Source organism: Bradyrhizobium sp. CCBAU 51745, assembly GCF_028128715.1.
GTDB classification, from domain to species: Bacteria; Pseudomonadota; Alphaproteobacteria; order Rhizobiales; family Xanthobacteraceae; genus Bradyrhizobium; species Bradyrhizobium manausense.
The window spans coordinates 636,113-654,829 of the sequence record NZ_LBJP01000093.1 but is presented as its reverse complement, the minus strand read 5'-3'; the positions used below and the strand labels follow the sequence as shown (position 1 = coordinate 654,829).

Here is an 18,717-nt window from a genome sequence, read left to right as displayed (position 1 = left end):
ACGGAGAAAACCCGCGTTGAAGTTCACGAGCCCGTCACTCGCCGAAATATTCGGCAATATGACCACCCTGCGCGCGACACATTCGACTGCGATGGACCGGCGGTGGTTTACCATGGCCCGACCAAACGCCGCCGAAAGTTGCACTCGGCATCGCTGCGTGTTTATGACAATATCATAACGAGTTACGCTTCTCCCGAAGTGCTGATATCGAAGCCTCAATCATGCTGAGCGTCATCATAGCGACTGAAGGCGTCGAGCAGACGGCGGTCGCAACTCTGGCCGCGCTGGTCCCCGGCGCCGCAGCGGGCATCATCAAGGAAGTTTTGCTGGTCGACGGCACCCGCAACGGCGTCATCGAGCGCGTTGCCGACGTCGCCGGCTGCCGTTTCATCGGCTATGAGGGAACTTCGCAGGGCGCAGCGCTGGCCGCCGGCGCACTCCAGGCCCGTTCGCCGTGGCTGATGTTCCTCCCGGCCGGCGCGGTGCTGGACACCGGCTGGATCGAGGAAACAACCCAATTCATCCAGGCCGTCGCGGCCAGTGGCCGGGACCGCGCGGCCGTGTTTCGCTACGCGCGTTCGCCCTACGCAAATACCGGTTTCCGCGACCTGCTGTGGTTCGTGGCGCGCAAGCTGGTCGGCCCGCTCGGCGATCAGGGGCTTTTGATCGCGCGAGACCATTACGACCGGATCGGCGGCTATCCCCCCCAGGCCCGCCGTTCCGAGGCCCGGCTGCTGCGGCGGCTCGGCCGTTCCTCCCGGACGTTGCTGCGCAGCCGGATCGTCATGGTCGGGTGAGGCCATCACATACTTGCCAAAGTCAAATAATTATTTGACAATGGCAATTATTGAGGTGTCCCATGCCAATCAGTTCCATGGCTATCAGCGGTGTCGACGACCAGATCGCAGCGGTGCGCGCCTTCAACCGCTTCTATACCCGCAAGCTCGGCGTGCTCGACCAGCACCTCGGCAAGAGCCCGTTCTCGCTGAGCGAGGCCCGCGTGCTCTATGAGCTCGCGCATCGCGACGACGCTTCGGCGAAGGAGATTGGCAATGAGCTCGGCCTCGACCCCGGCTATCTCAGCCGCATCGTCCAGAGCTTCGACGAACAGGGGCTGATCACGCGCACGCCCCTGCCCGCGGATCGCAGGCAGTACCAGCTCAGCCTCACCACCAAGGGCCGCCAGGCCTTTGCCAAGCTGAACCTGGGCTCGCAAAACGAGGTTGCCGCTATGCTGGCCCGGCTCTCGGCCGGCGATGCAGCGCGGCTTACCCAGGCGATGGCGACCGTCCAGGCCGTCCTCGAGCAACGCCAGAGCCAGCCCGCATCCGTCGTGCTGCGCAGCCACCGCGTCGGTGACATGGGCTGGGTCATCTCCAAGCAAGGCGCCGCCTATGCCGCGGACTACGGCTGGGACATCAGCTACGAGGCGCTGGTCGCCGAGATCTGCGCACAGTTCATCAAGTCCTACGACGCCGCACGCGAGCATTGCTGGATCGCCGAATTGGATGGCGAGCCGGTCGGCTCGGTCTTCCTGGTCAAGGCCACCGACGAGCTCGCCAAGCTGCGCCTGCTGCAGGTGGAGAAGAAAGCGCGCGGCCTCGGTGTCGGCCGCGCGCTGGTCGAGCAATGCATCCGGGGCGCGCGCGAGCGGGGCTACAAAAGGATGACGCTGTGGACGCAGAGCATCCTGGTCGCCGCTCGCGGCATCTACAAGAGCGCCGGCTTCGAGCTGGTCGCAACCAAGCCGCATCACAGTTTTGGGCATGATCTTGTGGGCGAGACCTGGGAGATGGATCTGTAGCGATGTCGCCACGAGCGCAGTCTCGTAGGGTGGGTTAGGCGAAGCCGTAACCCACCACGCTTTCCGAAGATGCCGATCGAAGATGGTGGGTTACGCTCAACGCCTGCGCTTTGCGCAGCCGCTGAGCTGACCCACCCTACGAAACTGGGAAAAGAATCTCCGGCGAGTCTGGTCTCGTAGGGTGGGCAAAGGCGCACTTGCGCCGTGCCCACGATCTTTCTCGATCGAACAAAAGCCGTGGGCACGCTGTCGCTTTGCCCACCCTACGACGCTGGTCTCGTAGGGTGGGCAAAGGCGCACTTGCGCCGTGCCCACGGACCCAGCATTACGGAAAGAGATCGTGGGCACGCTATCGCTTTGCCCACCCTACGATGCCTTTGGCTTGGCTTGCGAACGGGCTTGCGCGCCGGCGCAGCTACACCGTCGCGCCCTGCGCTTTCGGCCGGCGCAGGTGCTCGTCCAGGCGCGGCATGATCTCGACGAAATTGCAGGGGCGTGTGCGGTAGTCGAGCTGGCTGGCGAGGATGCCGTCCCAGCCATCGCGGCAGGCGCCGGGCGATCCGGGTAAGCAGAAGATGTAGGTCGCACCCGCAACGCCAGCGGTGGCGCGGCTCTGGATCGTCGAGGTGCCGATCTTGGCATGGCTCAGCATGTGGAAGGCGATCGAGAAACCGTCCATGCGCTTCTCGAACAGCGGCTCGATCGCCTCCGGCGTGACGTCGCGCCCGGTGAAGCCGGTGCCGCCGGTGGTGATGACGACATCGACGCTGCTATCTGCGATCCAGCGGCGGATGACGGCGCGGATGGCCTCGACATCGTCGGTGACGATCTCGCGCGCGGCGAGATGATGGCCGGCTGCTGTAAGCCGGTCGACGAGCGTCTGGCCGGATTTGTCATCGGCCAGCGCGCGCGTGTCGGAGACGGTGAGCACCGCGATGTTGAGCGGGATGAACTGCTTGGATTCGTCGATGGAGGCCATTTCGTTGCACCTTCTCTCCTACCCGTCATCCCGGGACGAACGCACTTGCGTTCGCCCTCGAGGTGCGCGCGCAAGCGCGCCTCGAAGGATGGGCCGCGGGCTCGCCATCCTCTAGGGCTAGCCGAAGAGGCGAGCACCTCAGGACGACGCCACTAATAGCCTTGCTACGGCCCGCCGCCGCCGAACGTGTTGCATGCCTGCAGCGTGCCCTGCTGATAGCCGGTCATGAACCATTGCTTGCGCTGCGCGGCCGAGCCGTGGGTGAAGGAGTCGGGCACCACACGCCCCGTCGCCTGGCGCTGCAGCGTGTCGTCGCCGATCGCGCTCGCCGTGGTCAGCGCGGCGTCGATGTCGCCGGCCTCGAGGAAGTTCGGGCGCTTCTTCGCTTCGCGATTGACCCAGATGCCGGACAGACAATCGGCCTGCAGCTCGACCTTCACCTGGAGCGCGTTCGACTCGGCCTTGCTGCTCGCCTGCTGCTGCAGCCGCGTCACCTTGGGGATGATGCCGAGCAGGTTCTGGATGTGATGTCCGGCCTCATGCGCGATGATGTAGGCGGAGGTGAAATTGCACGCCGACTTGCCGGAGCAGCCGCGGAAGCGCGTCTCGACCTCGCGGAAGAAAGAGGTGTCGAGAAAGATGGTGCGGTCCGGCGGGCAGTAGAACGGCCCCATCGCCGATTCCGCCCGGCCGCAGCGGCCGCCATTGGTGGCGTTGCGGAACAGCACGACCTTCGGACCGGTGTAGGACTGGCCGCTCGCCTGGAAGATCTCGCTCCAGCGATCGTCGATCTCGCCGAGGATGCCGGAGATCATGCTGCCCATCTCGTCGGTCGGCGCGCCGCGCTTGGCCTGACTGGAGGGACGGTCGCTCTGGTAGCTCGGCGCCTGGCCGCCACCGGTGAGGATCTCGGCGCCGCCGATCAGGATGCGCGGGTCGATGCCGAAGGCGTAGCCGACCAGACCAAGCACGATGATGGTGCCGATGCCGAGGCCGCCACCGCCCATCGGCAGACCGAAGCCGCCGCCTCCGCCGCCGAATCCTCCACCACCGTCGTCGCGACGATCCTCGATATCGTCGCTGCGGCGGAAATCATCGTAACGCATGGCGGGCTTCCCTTAGGTCGGCGATCATACGGCGCGGGCACGCGGAAATGCGAAAACCTTAACGCGCCACATACCTAAAATTTCCATTGCGTTAATCAATATCCCGCTCGGCAATTATTGCCTAGTGCGACAACCTGCGACGCCAGCAATTTTTTCCGAGGGCCAAGCAATTTTTTCCGAGAGAAATTTGAGAGTCTTTTGCAGATCCAGCCACCCCCGCAACGCGAAGAAACGCGAAACACACTATAAAACACGGCAATTGCGCGCAGCTTCTCGCGTACAACGGGCGATGTGGGGCCTGCTCACGAAAGCGGCGGGTTAAGTCGATTTTTACTTTGCCGCTCCATTGTAACGGCCAGTCGGTTGTTTGGTCCCGCGTCGCCGACAGCGTCGCCTGAGTCAGAGTTCTTGAGTCATGGTAGTGTCGCGTCGCGGGGCGTCTGCAAAGGCGCCCCGCACAAACTTTGAGTCTGCTTCGCACAGCATCATTGTCGGCGATTGCGTCGCCGAGATGTCGAAGCTCAAGCCAGGTTCGGTCGATCTCGTGTTCGCCGATCCGCCCTACAATCTGCAGCTCAAGGGCGATCTCAAACGCCCCGACGAATCCCATGTCGATGCGGTCAACGACGACTGGGACAAGTTCGATTCATTCTCCGCCTATGACGATTTCACCCGCGCCTGGCTGCTCGCCGCGCGGGCTGCGATGAAGCCGTCGGCGACGATCTGGGTGATCGGCTCCTATCACAACATCTTCCGCGTCGGCGCGATCATGCAGGACCTCGGCTTCTGGCTCCTGAACGACATCGTCTGGCGCAAGACCAATCCGATGCCGAATTTCCGCGGCCGCCGCTTCACCAACGCGCACGAGACCATGATCTGGGCCGCGCGTGACGAAAAGGCCAAGGGCTACACCTTCAACTACGAGGCGTTGAAGGCGGCCAATGAGGACGTGCAGGCCCGCTCCGACTGGCTGATCCCGCTCTGCACCGGCGAGGAGCGCCTCAAGGGCGCCGACGGCAAGAAAGTGCATCCGACGCAGAAGCCGGAAGGCCTGCTGGCGCGCGTGCTGCTGTCCTCGTCCAAGCCCGGCGATCTCGTGATCGACCCGTTCAACGGCACCGGCACCACCGGCGCGGTCGCCAAACGCCTCGGCCGTTCCTATATCGGCTTCGAGCGCGACAAGACCTATGCCAAGGCGGCAGAGGCGCGCATCGCCGCGGTCGAGCCGCTGCCGGAAGAGAGCCTTGCCCCGTTCATGACCGCGCGCGAGGCGCCGCGCGTGGCGTTCTCCGAATTGATCGAGCGCGGCATGATCATGCCCGGCACAAAACTGTTCGACGCCAAGAAGAAGCTCGGTGCGCTGGTGCGTGCCGACGGCGCCATCATGTTCGGCGACAAGGTCGGCTCGATCCACCGCATCGGCGCGGTGGCGCAAGGCGCGCAGGCCTGCAACGGCTGGACCTTCTGGCATGTCGAGACCAACAAGGGTCTCAAGCTGATCGACGAGCTCCGCGCCGAGATCCGCGCCGGCATGGCGGCGGAGTAGATCCGATCACGATCTCGTAGCGCGTAGGGTGGGCAAAGCGACTTGTCCGCCGTAGCTCGTAGAGCGAAGGCGGAAGCGTGCCCACGTCCTGCCCGAATGATGCGAAGACGTGGGCACGGCGCTTTGCGCCTTTGCCCACCCTACGGCACTGCGGCCCAATGGATTCCGGGCTCGCGCCAAGCGGCGCGCCCCGGAATGACATAGTGTTGATTGGACGCTGTCGCCATCAGGACTACCTTTGAACCATCAAACCGTCCTGACGGTCCGGCTCCCATGCGACGACAGTCCGAGACATTGCTGCTGGTGCCGCTGCTGCCGATCTTCCTGGTCGGCATGTTTCCGATGTTCCTGATCGCCCTGCTCGGCTTTTTCGGCCTCGCTTTGTTCGGCGTGCTCGTGATCTGCGTCGGGCTCGCGAGCAGCAACGAGGCGCACGACAATTTCAATCACGATGTCATCGTGCACGGCTACGCGCGCGGCTCGGAGCGCAAGGCGCGGGCCTTCGACATGCATCTCGCGGCCAAGCTCGGGCTTCGCCTGGAAGCGGTCGGCGCCGCGATGATCGTCGCGGCCGGCATCGGCTTCGTCTACGCCGGCTGATCTGCGCACCACGGACACCGCCCGGCAAACCCGCGGTCGCTCCCCGGCCATGCTCAGGCACCTTAGGCAGCGTTGACCGACGCGATGAACTTTGCGACCTCGGTCTTCAATCGGTTGCTGTCTGTCGACAACGAGCGCGCCGCCGACAGGACCTGTGACGAGGCCGAGCCGGTCTCGGCCGCGCCGCGCTGGACGTCGCCGATATTGGTCGAGACGCGCCGGGTGCCGTGCGCGGCCTGCTGGACGTTGCGGGAGATCTCCTGCGTCGCTGCGCCCTGCTCTTCCACCGCAGCGGCGACCACCGAGGAGATTTCCGACAGCCGCTCGATGGTGCCGCTGATCTCCCTGATGGAGCCGACCGACTCTTCGGTCGCGGTCTGGATGCCGGAGACCTGCTGGGCGATCTCGCCGGTCGCCTTTGCGGTCTGCTCGGCCAGCGCCTTGACCTCGGAGGCGACCACGGCAAAGCCGCGGCCGGCCTCGCCCGCGCGCGCGGCCTCGATGGTGGCGTTGAGCGCCAGCAGATTGGTCTGGCCGGCGATGGTGCTGATCAGCTCGACCACGTCGCCGATGCGGGCAGCCGCCTTGGAGAGCTCGCTGACGCGGGCATTGGTCTTGCTTGCCTGCTCCACCGCCTCGCCGGCGATGCGGGCGGAGTCCTGGACCTGACGGGCGATCTCGCTCACCGAGGACGAGAGCTCCTCGGTCGCCGATGCGACGGCCTGGACGTTGGCCGAGGCTTCCTGCGATGCGGAGGCGACTTCCGTCGACAGGTCCTGGGCGCGCGTCGCCGTCGTCGTCAGCGTGCCGGCCGAGGCCTCGAGCTCGCTGGAGGCCGACGACACGGTGTCGACGATCTCGCCGATCGCCTGCTCGAACTGGTCGGCGAGGAGGACCATGTCCTTCTTGCGATCCTCGGCCTGCCGCGCCTCGCTCTCGGCCTGCTCGTGGCGCAGGCGCACGGTGTCGATCATGCTGTCCTTGAACACCTGGATCGCCTTGGCCATGTCGCCGATCTCGTCGGTCTTGCCGCGCGAGGGGATCTCGACCGCGAGGTCGCCGCCGGCGAGCCGACCCATCGCGCGCGTCATCGAGGTCAGCGGACCGACGATGCTGCGGGCGATCAGGAAGGCGACGATCACGCTGAATACGACTGCGAGGCCACCTGCGGCCGCCTGAATCCACGTCGTGCTGGCGATGACGCCTGCGGCGATCGTTCGCGTCTTCTGGGAGTCGGCCGTGAGCTCGGCATCCGCGACCTTGAGCTTGTCGATGCTTCCGGCGATCAAGGGCGCAATGTTGTTGCGGTAGGTCTCCTCCGCCACGAGGATTGCGGCGGACGTCGCCTCGAACGCCGCCTGGTAGGACGACAGCGAGGTCCTGACGGGCGCGAGCGCAGACTTGACCTGCTCCGGCAGGGTGCCGTCCTGGAGCGCCGCGATCCGTTGCTGCGCCCGCTCGGTATTGGCTCTGAAGGTCGAGGACGCCTTGGAATCGCGCATGGCGAGGAAGCGCCAGCTCGCCAGACGCGCCTGCAGGATCTTGGACTCGAGGTCGGCGACGGGCGCGGTGATCTCGGGATCGTGGGTGCCATGCGCCGCAATGACCAGCTTGCCGGCATAGGTGTTCAGTTCCTCGCCACCGGGCAGCAGGGCGGCCTTGCCCTTCGTGGTCTCCTTGACCGCTGCGCCCATGCGCTCGCGCAGCGCCTGCAGCTTGTCGATATCGCCAATGAGGCCGTCGTAGATCTTGCGCCGCTCCTCGGTGAAGGACGCCGCCGAGGCCGCTTTCAGCAACTCGACCGCCGCCGCCTCCCGCTCCGCGGCCTCCTTGAAGGCGGGTTCGTTGGCGTCATAGATGTAGCGCAGATTGGCCCGTTGCAGCGCCTGGAGATGGACCGATATTTCCCGAACGCGCGCTGCATTGTCCGAGAAGGCGGACATTTTCGCGACCTGGTCCTGGACCGTCCACAGGTTCCAGACGGCAACCACGGTCATGATCAGGCCCACGGCGGCAAGAGCCGTGAACCCGGCGTAAAGACGTCCCCGGATTCTCAAACGAATGCCCCGCATGATGCCGCCCCCCGGATTCGAGCAGCCGAACGTCCTCACGGCGTTTCTCGCTGCGCGGCGACACCATGAAGCACACTTGTTAATTGTGTCCTTCCTGCTCGGGCGGAGACGCAGGCGGGCGGGCGCCTGCCAAGCAACCGCCCGCCGCAGCCGGATCAGCCAGCGGCCCTGATTGCTGCTTGCGGGAACCGGTCCAGCACCTTCTCGGTCAGCACGGAGTCGCAGTACTCGCGGATCTCCTTGATCTTGCCGTCCTCGAACCGAAACACCAGGCAATAGTCGTTGTCGTAGCGCACGCCCTCCAGTGTGACGTTGTCGCCCTTGGCCTCGACCACGACGATGTCGCCATCGGCGATGAAGCGCTCGGCGACCGTGCGCGCGCGGTCGCGCAGGCGGGAGCGCACATAGCCGTGCAGATCCTTGAGGATCGCGTCCTTGCCAGTGAAGGTGCGCGACCAGGAATACTGGCCGGTGACGATCCATTTGGCGTCGTCGGCAAGGCTTGCGCCGAACAGCGACCGGTCGCGGACATCAGGATCGGGGCTGGCGGCAGCGGCAAAAATATCCTGCATCAGTTTCTTGTTGGCGGCAGCGCTCATGGCGGCATCTCCTTGTCATGGCAACACGGGAGAACATCGCCGCTTGATTGGAATTCTTCAAATCGATAGCGAATATGATATCTATTCGCCTCATGAATTTGAATTCGCTCGATCTCAACCTCCTGACTGCGCTCGACGCGCTGCTGCGCGAGGCCAATGTCAGCCGCGCCGCCATGCGCATCGGGCTGTCACAGCCGGCCACCAGCCACGCCCTGCAGCGGCTGCGCGACATCTTCGGCGACCCGCTGCTGGTGCGAACCGGCGCACGGATGGAGCTGACGCCGCGGGCGCAAGCCCTGCGCGCGCCGCTGGCGCAGGCGCTGGACCAGGTGCGCGGGCTGTTCGTGCCCGAGGAATTCGACGCCGCGCGCAGCGAGCGGCAGTTCCGCCTGATGATGCCTGATCTCGCGGTCGAGCTATTGATGCCGCCCTTGATGGAGAAGGTCACGCGCCTTGCGCCCAATGTCCGCATCGACGTCGTGCCGTGGCGGGGACCGGCGATCTTTCATGCCGAGTTCGCCCGCATCATCGACCTCGTGGTCTCGATCGGCAACGCCTTCAAGGGTTTTCATCGCCAGCTGCTCTACACCGACGGCGATGCGCTCGCCGTGCGGCGCGGCCACCCGCTTGCGCCGAAGCTGAAGCGGCGCGAGGCGTTCCTCGCCGCGCGCCATGTCGGCGTGATCATCCGCGGCCAGCCCGAGGACCTGATCGACACCTGGCTGCGCAGCAAAGGCATCGAGCGGCACATTTCGCTGGTGGTCTCGGGCTATCTCGAGGCCCTGCACGTCGCCGCCCGGACCGACCTCGTCGCCTTCGTGCCGCGGCGGCTGATCGCCGCGCTGTCGAAGCAGCTCGGCCTCGTCACCGTCGCGCCGCCGCTCGATCCCGGGATCGACGAGCAGTTCATGTTCTATCCGACCCGGGCGCAGATGGACCCGGGCTCGATCTGGCTGCGGCGGCTGATGCTGGAGACGGGGCGGGAGTTGGAGAAGAAAGCTTTGTAGGGTGGGTTAGCTCTCGTAGGGTGGGCAAAGCGAAGCGTGCCCACCACCTGTTGCCAGCGGCGAAAGATCGTGGGCACGGCGCTTTGCGCCTTTGCCCACCCTACAAGAACCGCAGCCGTCACGCCTTCTGCGCGTCCATCACCTTGCGCACGGCGGGGCGGTCCGACATGCGCTTGAAATGGTCGGCGATCTTCGGCGTGGCGTTGATGTCGACGCTGTCGCCTTCGAGCCAGTGCGAGAGCGTGTGGAGATAGGGATCGCAGACCGTGAACTGATCGCCCATCACCCAGGGGCCTTTGAACATCCTCTGCTCGATCAGCTTGAAGCAGGCGCCCATGGTCTGCGGCACCATCGCCTTCATGTCGGCGAACGAGCTCTCCTGCGTCGCCCAGCGCGCGCCGCGCAGCTTGTGGGCGTGATTGATGTGCACGGTCGAGCACAGATAGGAGTTGAACGACTGCACCTGGGCGAAGTCGAAGGGATCGTCGAGCGGCGCGAGTTTCGCCTTCGGGAAGGTTTGCGCGATATAGGCCAGCATCGCCGGCGTCTCGGTGAGGACGCCGCGGTCGGTCACCAGGGCCGGGACACGCCCCTTCGGGTTGATGGCGAGATATTCCGGGCTGTTCTGCTGATTGTCCTTGAGGCTCAGCCGTTCAGCCGTGTAGTCGGCGCCGGCCTCCTCGAGGGTCATGTAGGTGGCGAGCGCGCAGGTGCCGGGGGCGTAGTAGAGCTTGAGCATGTCGGACCTCATGGGAAAGCCGGACGTTAACGGCTGTTGCCCCCGAGGTCTAGAGCACGACATCCTCTTCGCAGTTGCCCACATCCGCCCGCCTGTGCCAAGACGCCTGCAATCGGAGGGGTTTGTCATGACGGTCCTCATCGCCGGCGGCGGCATCGGCGGGCTGACGCTCGCGCTCAGCCTGCATCAAATCGGCGTGCCGGTAAAAGTGTTCGAGAGCGTCGCGGAGCTGAAGCCGCTGGGCGTCGGCATCAACGTGCTGCCGCATGCGGTGCGCGAGCTGATCGAGCTCGGGCTGCTGGACAGGCTGGACGCCAGCGGCGTGCGGACCCGCGAGCTCGCCTATTTCTCCAAGCACGGCAAGCCGATCTGGAGCGAGCCGCGCGGGCTGGAAGCCGGCTACAAATGGCCGCAGTTCTCGATCCATCGTGGCACGCTGCAGCAGATCCTGCTCGATGTCGCAATCGAGCGGCTCGGCCGCGAGAACATTTTGACCAGCCATCATCTGACCGGCTGGACCGAGACGGCCAGCGGCGTGCGTGCCGACTTCATCGACAAGGCGACCGGCAAGCCCGCAGGCACATATGAAGGCGCGATCCTGATCGCCGCCGACGGCATCCATTCCGCCGCGCGCGAAAAGCTCTATCCGAACGAAGGCCCACCGATCTGGAACGGCCGCATCCTCTGGCGCGGCGTCACGCCGGCGAAAGCCTTCCTCACCGGCCGCACCATGATCATGGCCGGTCACGAGATCCTGAAATTCGTCTGCTATCCGATCTCGAAGGAGCCGGACGCTGCAGGCAACCACCTGATCAATTGGGTCGCCGAGCGGCACATGCCGCCGACCTATCAATGGCGCCGCGAGGACTATAACCGCACCGCGCGGCTGGAGGAGTTCCTGCCCTGGTTCGAGAGCTGGACATTCGACTGGCTCGACGTGCCCGGCCTGATCAGGAATTGTCCGCACGCCTATGAATATCCGCTGGTCGACCGCGATCCGGTCTCGCAATGGACCTTCGGCAAGGTGACGCTGATGGGCGATGCCGCGCATCCGATGTACCCGATCGGCTCGAACGGCGCCTCGCAGGCGATCCTCGATGCCCGCACCATCACCCGCGAGATCCTGGCGCATGGCCCGACGACCGCAGCTCTGCTCGCCTATGAGGCCGAGCGGCGGCCTGCGACCACCGATCTCGTGCTGCTCAACCGCAAGAACGGCCCCGAGCAGGTGATGCAGCTCGTCGAAGAACGCGCGCCTGACGGCTACAAGGTCGTCACCGACGTGCTGTCACAAAAAGAGCTGGAAGACATCGCCGCGAACTACAAGCGCGTCGCGGGCTTCCAGGTCGAGGCGCTGAACGCCAAGCCGCCGATCGTGAGCAAGGACGCGCGCGCGGGTGTGAGCTTCATTCGGGCGTCGCTGGGATTTCCAGAATTCGTCATGGCCGGGCTTGTCCCGGCCATCCACGACTTGCTCAGGCCAACCAAGGACGTGGATGCCCGGGACAAGCCCGGGCATGACGACCCGGAAATTTGGCGGAGGCGAATCGCAGGCACCCGCCTCACTTCACCACCCTTGCCGCCTCCAGCAATCGCTCGCTCGCGCTGGCCGTCGCCAGCACCGTGCCATCCTCCGCCATCAGCTTGGCCTCGACGAACGCGATGGTCTTGCCGAGCTGCGTCACCCTGGCTTCGCCGATGATCGGGCCAGGCTTTGCGGGGCTGAGGAAATTCACGGTCATGCTGATGGTGGTGGTGTAGAGGCGGCCCTCGCTCATCACCAGCACCGCCGGTCCCATCGTGTCATCGAGCATCGCCGAGAGCATGCCGCCCTGGATGAAGCCGGCCGGATTGCAGAACTCGGGTCTGCCCTCGAAGCCGAGCTTGATCCACCCCTCGTCGGGACGAGCATCGAGCAGGCGCCAGCCGAGCAGCTCGGCGCAGGGCGGCCTCTTGAAGTTGTCGAGCGCGGTCTTGACCATTGGCAGCCTCCGTATCGCATGCTGATAGCGCAGCGCTGCTGCCAGCGTGCTGTCAGGAAGCTGGCCCCGATGAAAGGTCCAGCGCGTGCGCGATCACCTTGCGCATCACGTTCGGCAGCGCCTCATCGGCCAGCGTCGCGATCGGCACCCAACGCATGCCCGCTGGTGCCCGGGTGCGGGCTTCGGCCTTCGCGGTGTAGACCACGAGCTCCAGCGGAAAATGCGTGAAGACGTGGCTGACCACGCCGACCTTGCGCTGCCAGCGCGACAGCCCTTTCAACTCAGGCGCCTGCCGCTTCGCCGCTGCGTCTTCCTGTCCGGCGAGCCAGTTCGAGCCCGGCACCTCGGTCATGCCGCCGAGCAGGCCCTTTTCGGGCCTCGAGCGGACCAGCAGCTCATCGCCACGCGTGACGACGAAGGCAGCGCCGCGCCGCAGCGTCCCACTCTTCTTCGGCGCCTTGCGCGGAAACGTCTCCTGCGTGCCCTGCGCGCGCGCCACACAATCCTCGTTCAATGGGCATAGTGAACAGGCCGGTTTCTTCGGCGTGCAGATCGAGGCGCCCAGATCCATCAGCGCCTGGGCACTGTCGCCGGCACGCGCGTTGGCCAGCAGCGTCGCCGCCATCCGCTGGATCAACGGCTTGGCCTGCGGCAGCTCCTCCTCGACCGCATACAGGCGCGACACCACGCGCTCGATATTGCCGTCGACAGGCATGGTGTGGCGGTCGAACGCGATCGCGGCAATCGCCGCCGCTGTGTAGGGCCCAATTCCCGGGAGCGCCCGCAGCCCCTCCTCCGTATCGGGGAAGACACCGCGATGCTCGCGCGTCACAGCGACCGCACAGGCATGAAGATTGCGCGCACGCGAATAATAGCCGAGCCCGGCCCACATCCGCAGCACGTCATCAAGCGAGGCGGTTCCCAAGGCCGTGACGTCAGGCCAGCGCGCGACGAATTTCTCGAAATAGGGCCCGACCGCCTTCACTGTGGTCTGCTGCAGCATGATCTCCGAGAGCCAGACGCGATAGGGATCCGACGTCTCGCCGGGCGCCGCGCGCCAGGGCAGCCTGCGGCGGTGGCGGTCGTACCAGGCGAGCAACGCGACTGGGCGCGACACGGTCTCTGACGGTCTGGGTTCCGATGTCGCCATCCGGGCGGATTTGGTGCTCATACTCTCACAGTAGCGACAACGCACCGGCCTCTCCACGTCATGCCCGCGCTCGTCGCGGGCATCCACGTCTTTCTTCGCTGCGGAGAGTCTGCCGGCCCACGCCGGAGTGCTATAAGGCCCCATGGCCAAATTCCCTCCCAAACCCGGGCCCATCAGCGCCAAGCCGCTCGGGATCCTGCTCAACGACGTCTTTGCCGAGGCCTATGCCAAGCAGGGATTTGCGGCGCGCGAGCTGGTGACGCGGTGGGCGCAGATCGCGGGACCCGAGATCGCGGCCCATGCCGAGCCGCTGAAGATGCAGTGGCCGCGGCCCGTGGAGGGCCAGCCGCAGGAGCCGGCGACGCTGGTGCTGCGGGTCGAGGGGCCGATGGCGCTGGAAATCCAGCACTCGGCCGACGTGATCCTGGAACGGGTGAACCGCTTCTTGGGCTGGAGCGCGGTCGGCAAGCTCGCCTTCCGCCAGGCCCCCCTGTCGCGACCCCGGGTCCGCAAGCGACCCGGCCCGCCGGACCCCAAGGCCGTCGCCAAGGTGGCGGAGAGCCTGGGCGACATCGAGGACGAGGAATTGAAGACGGCGCTGGCGCGGCTCGGAGCCGCCATCAAGCGAAATTGAGCCTCATTCCCGGGCTATTCTGGACCCGTTGCTGCCGCTCGCCATTGCCTCAAACCACGTTTCAAGCTAGCGACAGGCCGCCCGGGAACCTCGATACGCACCTCGGGCAAGACCACGCCAATTCGGGAGCCGACCTTGATCATCACCCGCCGCGCCTTCACCACGATGCTGTCGCTGACCGGTCTTGCCGCGCTCGCCGGGCTCTCGCCGCTGCGGTTCATCTCCGAAGCCTTGATCCCTGAAGCCATGGCGCAGGACGCCGCAGCCGTGGCCAAGCCCGTATCGCTGCCCGACATGGCGCTCGGCCCGAAGGACGCCGCTGTGACCATCACCGAATTCGCCTCGATGACCTGCCCACACTGCGCGGCCTTCAACGAGCAGGTGTTCCCCAAGATCAAGTCGGAGTACATCGACACCGGCAAGATCCGCTACGTCTTCCGCGAGTTCCCGCTCGACATCAAGGCCGCTGCGGGCTCGATGCTGTCGCGCTGCATCGCCAATGGCGACGCCGCGAAATACTTCGCCGTCACCGACATGCTGTTCCGCCAGCAGAACGACTGGGTGGCGAAGAACACCACGGAGACCCTGACGCGGATCGGCAAGCAGGCCGGCCTCACCCAGCAGCAGGTGGAAGCCTGCCTGAAGGACCAGGCGCTGCTCGACAAGATCGCCGCCGACCAGAAATACGCCAGCGACGTTCTCAAGGTGGATTCGACGCCGACCTTCTTCATCAACGGCGAGAAGATCAAGGGCGAGGCTTCGTTCGAGGAGTTCGCCAAGAAGATCAATCCGCTGCTGAAGAGCTGATTCGCTCGTCAAGATCCTGATTCGCATCTCGAAAGCCGTATCTTTCCCGGCATAAATCCCTTGGGAAAAGCGGCTTTCGCTGGTTGCCCTCGCGGCGCACCGCGGCCATTGTCCGCCGCATGAGGCGCCCCGCGCGACTCGCCCAGACAGCGACATTGCCTTCCATGGTATTGTCCGGGCAGGGGGATTCGCGCCTGCCAACAGAGATGCGTGCTTATGAAAATCACCCGCCTGCGCCTTCACGGCTTCAAGTCTTTCGTTGAGCCCACGGACTTCGTCATCGAGCCTGGCCTCACCGGCGTGGTCGGACCCAACGGTTGCGGCAAGTCGAACCTCGTCGAGGCGCTGCGCTGGGCGATGGGTGAAACCTCCTACAAGAGCTTGCGCGCCGCCGACATGGACGCGGTGATCTTCGCCGGTTCCGGCAACCGTCCGGCGCGCAACCACGCCGAAGTGACGATGACGATCGACAATGCCGATCGCACCGCGCCGGCGGCGATGAACGACAGCCAGATTCTCGAAATCTCCCGCCGCATCGAGCGCGAGGCGGGCTCGGTCTATCGCATCAACGGCCGCGACGTGCGCGCCCGCGACGTGCAGATCCTGTTCGCAGATGCCGCCACCGGCGCTCGCTCGCCGGCCCTCGTCCACCAGGGCAAGATCGGCGAGATCATCCAGGCCAAGCCCGAGCAGCGCCGCCGCGTGCTGGAAGACGCCGCGGGCGTTGCCGGTCTGCACGCCCGCCGCCACGAAGCCGAGCTGCGGCTGAAGGCAGCCGAGACCAACCTTACCCGCGTCGAGGACGTGATCGGCCAGCTCGCAGGGCAAATGGAAGGCCTGAAGAAGCAGGCCCGCCAGGCGGTGCGCTATCGCGAGGTCGCGGCCAAGGTCCGCAAGGCGGAAGCGACGCTATTCCATCTACGCTGGATCGGCGCCCATGCCGACGTCAACGAATCCGGCCAGACGCATGACCTTGCCGTGCGCGAGATGGCCGAGCGCACCCAGCATCAGGCCGAGGCCGCGCGTATCCAGGCGATCCGCGCCGCCGAAATGCCGGCGCTGCGCGATGCCGAGGCGCGCGCCGCCGCAGGCCTGCAGCGCCTGACCAATGCCCGCGAGCAGCTCGACCGCGAGGAAGAGCGCGCCAAGGAGCGCGTCGCCGAACTCGAGCGTCGTCTCGCCCAGTTCGAAGGCGATATTTCCCGCGCTCAGCAACAAACCATGGATGCCGACGTCGCGCTGCAGCGGCTCGACACCGAAGACGCCGAGCTGAAGGAAGAAATCAAGTCGCGCGTCGAGAAGCGTTCCGGCGTCGACGAGCGTGTCGCCGAAGCCGAGGCGGTGCTGACCGAGACCGAGCAGCAGTTCGCCGAGCTCACCACCGCGCTCGCCGACCTCACCGCCAAGCGCAACCAGCTCGAGGCCAACGTCCGCACCCACCGCGACAAGCTCGCCCGCCTCGACCAGGAAATCGCCAATGTTGCCGCCGAGGAGCAGAAGCTCGCTGCGGAGACCGGCGGTTTCGGCGACCTCGACGACCTGACCGCCGCGGTCGAGAGCGCCGAGCAGACGCTGGCGGCTTCGGAAGCTGCAGCTCAAGCGAGCGAAGCCGCGCATGTCGCCGCACGCCAGACGCTGGAAGCCTCGCGCTCGCCGCTGGTCGAAGCCGACAAGCGTGTGCAGCGGCTCGACACCGAGGCGCGCACGATCTCGAAAATCGTCAACGGCGAGACCAAGAATCTGTGGCCGCCGATCATCGACGGCATCACCGTCGACAAGGGCTTTGAAAAGGCCATCGGCGCGGCGCTCGGCGACGATCTCGATGCGCCGATCGACCCTTCCGCGCCGATGCGCTGGACCAATGTCGGCGTCACCGACGGCGATCCGGAGCTGCCCGAGGGCGTCACCCCGCTCGCGAGCCATGTGCAGGCGCCGGCCGAGCTGACGCGCCGCCTGGCGCAGATCGGCGTGGTGCCGCGCGAGCGCGGGGCCGAGCTGGTCGCCCAGCTCAAGACCGGCCAGCGACTGGTCTCGCCCGAGGGCGACGTCTGGCGCTGGGATGGTTTTGTCGCCGCCGCGCACGCTCCGACTGGCGCGGCACGGCGCCTCGCCGAGCGTGCCCGCCTCGTCGACATCGAGAACGAGCTGGAGCAGGCCCGCATCGACGCGCAGATCAAGCGCCAGGCGCTGGAGAATGCCGAGTCCGAGCTTCAGATGGCGGCGAGCACCGAAGGCGCCAGCCGCGAAGCCATGCGTGCCGCGCAGCGCGAGCTGAACGTCGCGCGCGAGCGCCATGCCGCCGCCGAGCGCGAGATCAGCCGCCATGCCGCGCGCAAGGCGACGCTGTCGGAAGCGCATAGCCGTCTTGCCGCCGACCGCGCCGAGGCTGAAGCTGCCTACGAATACGCCGAAGCCGGCATCAGCGAGCTGCCGTCGAGCGAGGACACCGAGACGCGTCTCGCCGCGGTGCGGAGCGACATCGAAAACCATCGCCGCATCGCCGCTCAGGTCCGCGCCGAGGCGCAGGCCCTGGCGCGCGAGGCTGAGCTGGCCGATCGCCGCGTCCAGGCGATCCTCGCCGAACGTACCGAGTGGGCGAACCGCAAGGAAAGCGCGGCCTCCCATATCGACACCATCCAGGCCCGTATTGCCGAGCTCACGATCGAGCGCAGCGAACTCGAAAACGCGCCCGCATTGTTCGCCGAGAAGCGCAGCGCTCTGATCACCGAGATCGAATACGCCGAGAACGACCGCCGCATGGCCGCCGACGCGCTCGCCACCGCCGAGACCGCGATGGCCGAGACCGATCGCGTTGCCAAGCTGACGCTTGAAGCCTTGTCGAGCGCCCGCGAGGCCACCGCCCGCGCCGAGGAGCGCATGGAAGGCGCGCGGCGCCGGCTCGAGGACATCGAGCGAGAGATCCGCGACATGCTGGAGGTCGAGCCGCAGGCCGTCGCCGGCCTTGCCGAGATCGAGCCCGGCGCCGAGCTGCCGCCGCTGCACGACATCGAGGAAGACCTCGAAAAGATGCGCCGCGACCGCGAGCGCCTCGGCGCCGTGAATTTGCGCGCGGAGGAAGAGCTGCGCGAGGTCGAGACCCAGCACACGGGCCTCGTCACCGAACGCGACGATTTGGTCGAGGCCATCAAGCGGCTGCGCCAGGGCATCCAGAGCCTCAACAAGGAGGCGCGCGAGCGGCTTCTGACCTCGTTCGAGGTCGTCAACAACCACTTCAAGCGCCTGTTCGTCGAGCTGTTCGGCGGCGGCGAGGCCGCGCTGCATCTGATCGAGAGCGACGATCCGCTGGAGGCCGGTCTCGAAATCATCGCCAAGCCGCCGGGCAAGAAGCCGCAGACGCTGTCGCTGCTGTCGGGCGGCGAGCAGGCGCTGACCGCAATGGCGCTGATCTTCGCGGTATTCCTCACCAACCCGTCCCCGATCTGCGTGCTGGACGAAGTCGACGCGCCGCTCGACGACCACAACGTCGAACGGTACTGCAACCTCCTGCACGAGATGACCGGCTCGACCGACACGCGCTTCATCATCATCACGCACAACCCGATCACGATGGCGCGGATGAACCGCCTGTTCGGCGTCACCATGGCCGAGCGCGGCGTGTCGCAGCTGGTGTCTGTGAGCCTCGCCGAAGCCGTGGACATTCTCGACCAGAACGTGGCGTGATATCTCTGCCG

The 18,717-nt window shown here is 66.0% G+C and carries 15 protein-coding genes and 1 pseudogene; 9 read left to right on the top strand and 7 right to left on the bottom strand.

Annotated elements, in window-relative coordinates:
• Window positions 1-221 precede the first annotated feature (221 nt).
• A complete protein-coding gene (locus XH98_RS39250) occupies window positions 222-797 on the top strand; it encodes a glycosyl transferase (RefSeq protein WP_271599690.1) in 576 nt (191 codons plus the stop codon).
• A 62-nt stretch (window positions 798-859) separates the two neighbouring features.
• Complete coding sequence (locus XH98_RS39245; protein ID WP_442868686.1) at window positions 860-1,804, top strand: bifunctional helix-turn-helix transcriptional regulator/GNAT family N-acetyltransferase; 945 nt, start codon at window positions 860-862, stop codon at window positions 1,802-1,804.
• 415 nt (window positions 1,805-2,219) lie between these two features.
• Here the strand turns inward: XH98_RS39245 and moaB are convergent, their stop codons facing one another.
• Together moaB and ypfJ are read right to left on the bottom strand one after the other, a co-directional pair.
• A complete protein-coding gene (moaB, locus tag XH98_RS39240; RefSeq protein ID WP_220003871.1) occupies window positions 2,220-2,783 on the bottom strand; it encodes a molybdenum cofactor biosynthesis protein B in 564 nt (187 codons plus the stop codon).
• Window positions 2,784-2,947: 164 nt separating this feature from the next.
• Window positions 2,948-3,889: a KPN_02809 family neutral zinc metallopeptidase gene (ypfJ, locus tag XH98_RS39235; RefSeq protein ID WP_271599691.1), complete on the bottom strand. Its 942-nt coding sequence runs from the start codon at window positions 3,887-3,889 to the stop codon at window positions 2,948-2,950.
• A gap of 415 nt (window positions 3,890-4,304) precedes the next feature.
• On the opposite strand from ypfJ, the gene XH98_RS39230 reads away from it, so the two are divergent.
• Both XH98_RS39230 and XH98_RS39225 read left to right on the top strand, forming a co-directional pair.
• Window positions 4,305-5,435 carry a site-specific DNA-methyltransferase gene (locus tag XH98_RS39230; RefSeq protein ID WP_057757145.1) on the top strand — a complete coding sequence of 377 codons (1,131 nt, stop codon included), beginning with the start codon at window positions 4,305-4,307 and terminating at the stop codon, window positions 5,433-5,435.
• Between the two features lie 273 nt (window positions 5,436-5,708).
• The gene (locus XH98_RS39225) at window positions 5,709-6,035 is read left to right on the top strand and encodes a hypothetical protein (protein ID WP_271599692.1); all 327 of its coding nucleotides are present in this window, start codon (window positions 5,709-5,711) and stop codon (window positions 6,033-6,035) included.
• Window positions 6,036-6,097: 62 nt separating this feature from the next.
• On the opposite strand, the gene XH98_RS39220 is transcribed toward XH98_RS39225, so the two are convergent.
• Together XH98_RS39220 and XH98_RS39215 are read right to left on the bottom strand one after the other, a co-directional pair.
• Complete coding sequence (locus XH98_RS39220) at window positions 6,098-8,107, bottom strand: methyl-accepting chemotaxis protein (RefSeq protein ID WP_271621773.1); 2,010 nt, start codon at window positions 8,105-8,107, stop codon at window positions 6,098-6,100.
• A gap of 155 nt (window positions 8,108-8,262) precedes the next feature.
• Window positions 8,263-8,706, bottom strand: coding sequence for a nuclear transport factor 2 family protein (locus XH98_RS39215; RefSeq protein ID WP_271621772.1), 444 nt, complete (start codon window positions 8,704-8,706; stop codon window positions 8,263-8,265).
• 92 nt (window positions 8,707-8,798) lie between these two features.
• Between XH98_RS39215 and XH98_RS39210 the strand changes: the two genes are divergently transcribed.
• Window positions 8,799-9,713: a LysR family transcriptional regulator gene (locus XH98_RS39210; RefSeq protein ID WP_271621771.1), complete on the top strand. Its 915-nt coding sequence runs from the start codon at window positions 8,799-8,801 to the stop codon at window positions 9,711-9,713.
• Between the two features lie 118 nt (window positions 9,714-9,831).
• Here the strand turns inward: XH98_RS39210 and XH98_RS39205 are convergent, their stop codons facing one another.
• Entirely contained in the window at window positions 9,832-10,452 is a 621-nt protein-coding gene (locus tag XH98_RS39205; RefSeq protein WP_220003877.1) for a glutathione S-transferase family protein, read from the bottom strand.
• 127 nt (window positions 10,453-10,579) lie between these two features.
• On the opposite strand from XH98_RS39205, the pseudogene XH98_RS39200 reads away from it, so the two are divergent.
• A pseudogene (locus tag XH98_RS39200) lies at window positions 10,580-11,848 on the top strand (flavin-dependent oxidoreductase); the annotation flags it as partial.
• A gap of 166 nt (window positions 11,849-12,014) precedes the next feature.
• Here XH98_RS39200 and XH98_RS39195 read toward each other — a convergent pair.
• On the bottom strand, window positions 12,015-12,434 hold the full coding sequence (locus XH98_RS39195) for a PaaI family thioesterase (RefSeq protein ID WP_271599697.1): 420 nt from the start codon (window positions 12,432-12,434) through the stop codon (window positions 12,015-12,017).
• 52 nt (window positions 12,435-12,486) lie between these two features.
• Complete coding sequence (gene mutY, locus XH98_RS39190; protein ID WP_442868685.1) at window positions 12,487-13,605, bottom strand: A/G-specific adenine glycosylase; 1,119 nt, start codon at window positions 13,603-13,605, stop codon at window positions 12,487-12,489.
• A 121-nt stretch (window positions 13,606-13,726) separates the two neighbouring features.
• On the opposite strand from mutY, the gene XH98_RS39185 reads away from it, so the two are divergent.
• The 3 genes from XH98_RS39185 to XH98_RS39175 all read left to right on the top strand — a co-directional run bounded on the left by XH98_RS39185 (window position 13,727) and on the right by XH98_RS39175 (window position 18,706).
• Window positions 13,727-14,218 carry a DUF721 domain-containing protein gene (locus tag XH98_RS39185; RefSeq protein ID WP_271599698.1) on the top strand — a complete coding sequence of 164 codons (492 nt, stop codon included), beginning with the start codon at window positions 13,727-13,729 and terminating at the stop codon, window positions 14,216-14,218.
• 135 nt (window positions 14,219-14,353) lie between these two features.
• On the top strand, window positions 14,354-15,025 hold the full coding sequence (locus tag XH98_RS39180; protein ID WP_220003882.1) for a DsbA family protein: 672 nt from the start codon (window positions 14,354-14,356) through the stop codon (window positions 15,023-15,025).
• 216 nt (window positions 15,026-15,241) lie between these two features.
• Window positions 15,242-18,706 carry a chromosome segregation SMC family protein gene (locus XH98_RS39175; protein WP_271621770.1) on the top strand — a complete coding sequence of 1,155 codons (3,465 nt, stop codon included), beginning with the start codon at window positions 15,242-15,244 and terminating at the stop codon, window positions 18,704-18,706.
• Window positions 18,707-18,717 lie beyond the last annotated feature (11 nt).

Coding starts and splice junctions, on each gene's coding strand:
- XH98_RS39250 (WP_271599690.1), top strand. CDS start 222: ATGCTGAGCGTCATCATAGCGACTGAAGGCGTCGAGCAGACGGCGGTC.
- XH98_RS39245 (WP_442868686.1), top strand. CDS start 860: ATGCCAATCAGTTCCATGGCTATCAGCGGTGTCGACGACCAGATCGCA.
- moaB (WP_220003871.1), bottom strand. CDS start 2,783: ATGGCCTCCATCGACGAATCCAAGCAGTTCATCCCGCTCAACATCGCG.
- ypfJ (WP_271599691.1), bottom strand. CDS start 3,889: ATGCGTTACGATGATTTCCGCCGCAGCGACGATATCGAGGATCGTCGC.
- XH98_RS39230 (WP_057757145.1), top strand. CDS start 4,305: ATGGTAGTGTCGCGTCGCGGGGCGTCTGCAAAGGCGCCCCGCACAAAC.
- XH98_RS39225 (WP_271599692.1), top strand. CDS start 5,709: ATGCGACGACAGTCCGAGACATTGCTGCTGGTGCCGCTGCTGCCGATC.
- XH98_RS39220 (WP_271621773.1), bottom strand. CDS start 8,107: ATGCGGGGCATTCGTTTGAGAATCCGGGGACGTCTTTACGCCGGGTTC.
- XH98_RS39215 (WP_271621772.1), bottom strand. CDS start 8,706: ATGAGCGCTGCCGCCAACAAGAAACTGATGCAGGATATTTTTGCCGCT.
- XH98_RS39210 (WP_271621771.1), top strand. CDS start 8,799: ATGAATTTGAATTCGCTCGATCTCAACCTCCTGACTGCGCTCGACGCG.
- XH98_RS39205 (WP_220003877.1), bottom strand. CDS start 10,452: ATGCTCAAGCTCTACTACGCCCCCGGCACCTGCGCGCTCGCCACCTAC.
- XH98_RS39195 (WP_271599697.1), bottom strand. CDS start 12,434: ATGGTCAAGACCGCGCTCGACAACTTCAAGAGGCCGCCCTGCGCCGAG.
- mutY (WP_442868685.1), bottom strand. CDS start 13,605: ATGAGCACCAAATCCGCCCGGATGGCGACATCGGAACCCAGACCGTCA.
- XH98_RS39185 (WP_271599698.1), top strand. CDS start 13,727: ATGGCCAAATTCCCTCCCAAACCCGGGCCCATCAGCGCCAAGCCGCTC.
- XH98_RS39175 (WP_271621770.1), top strand. CDS start 15,242: ATGAAAATCACCCGCCTGCGCCTTCACGGCTTCAAGTCTTTCGTTGAG.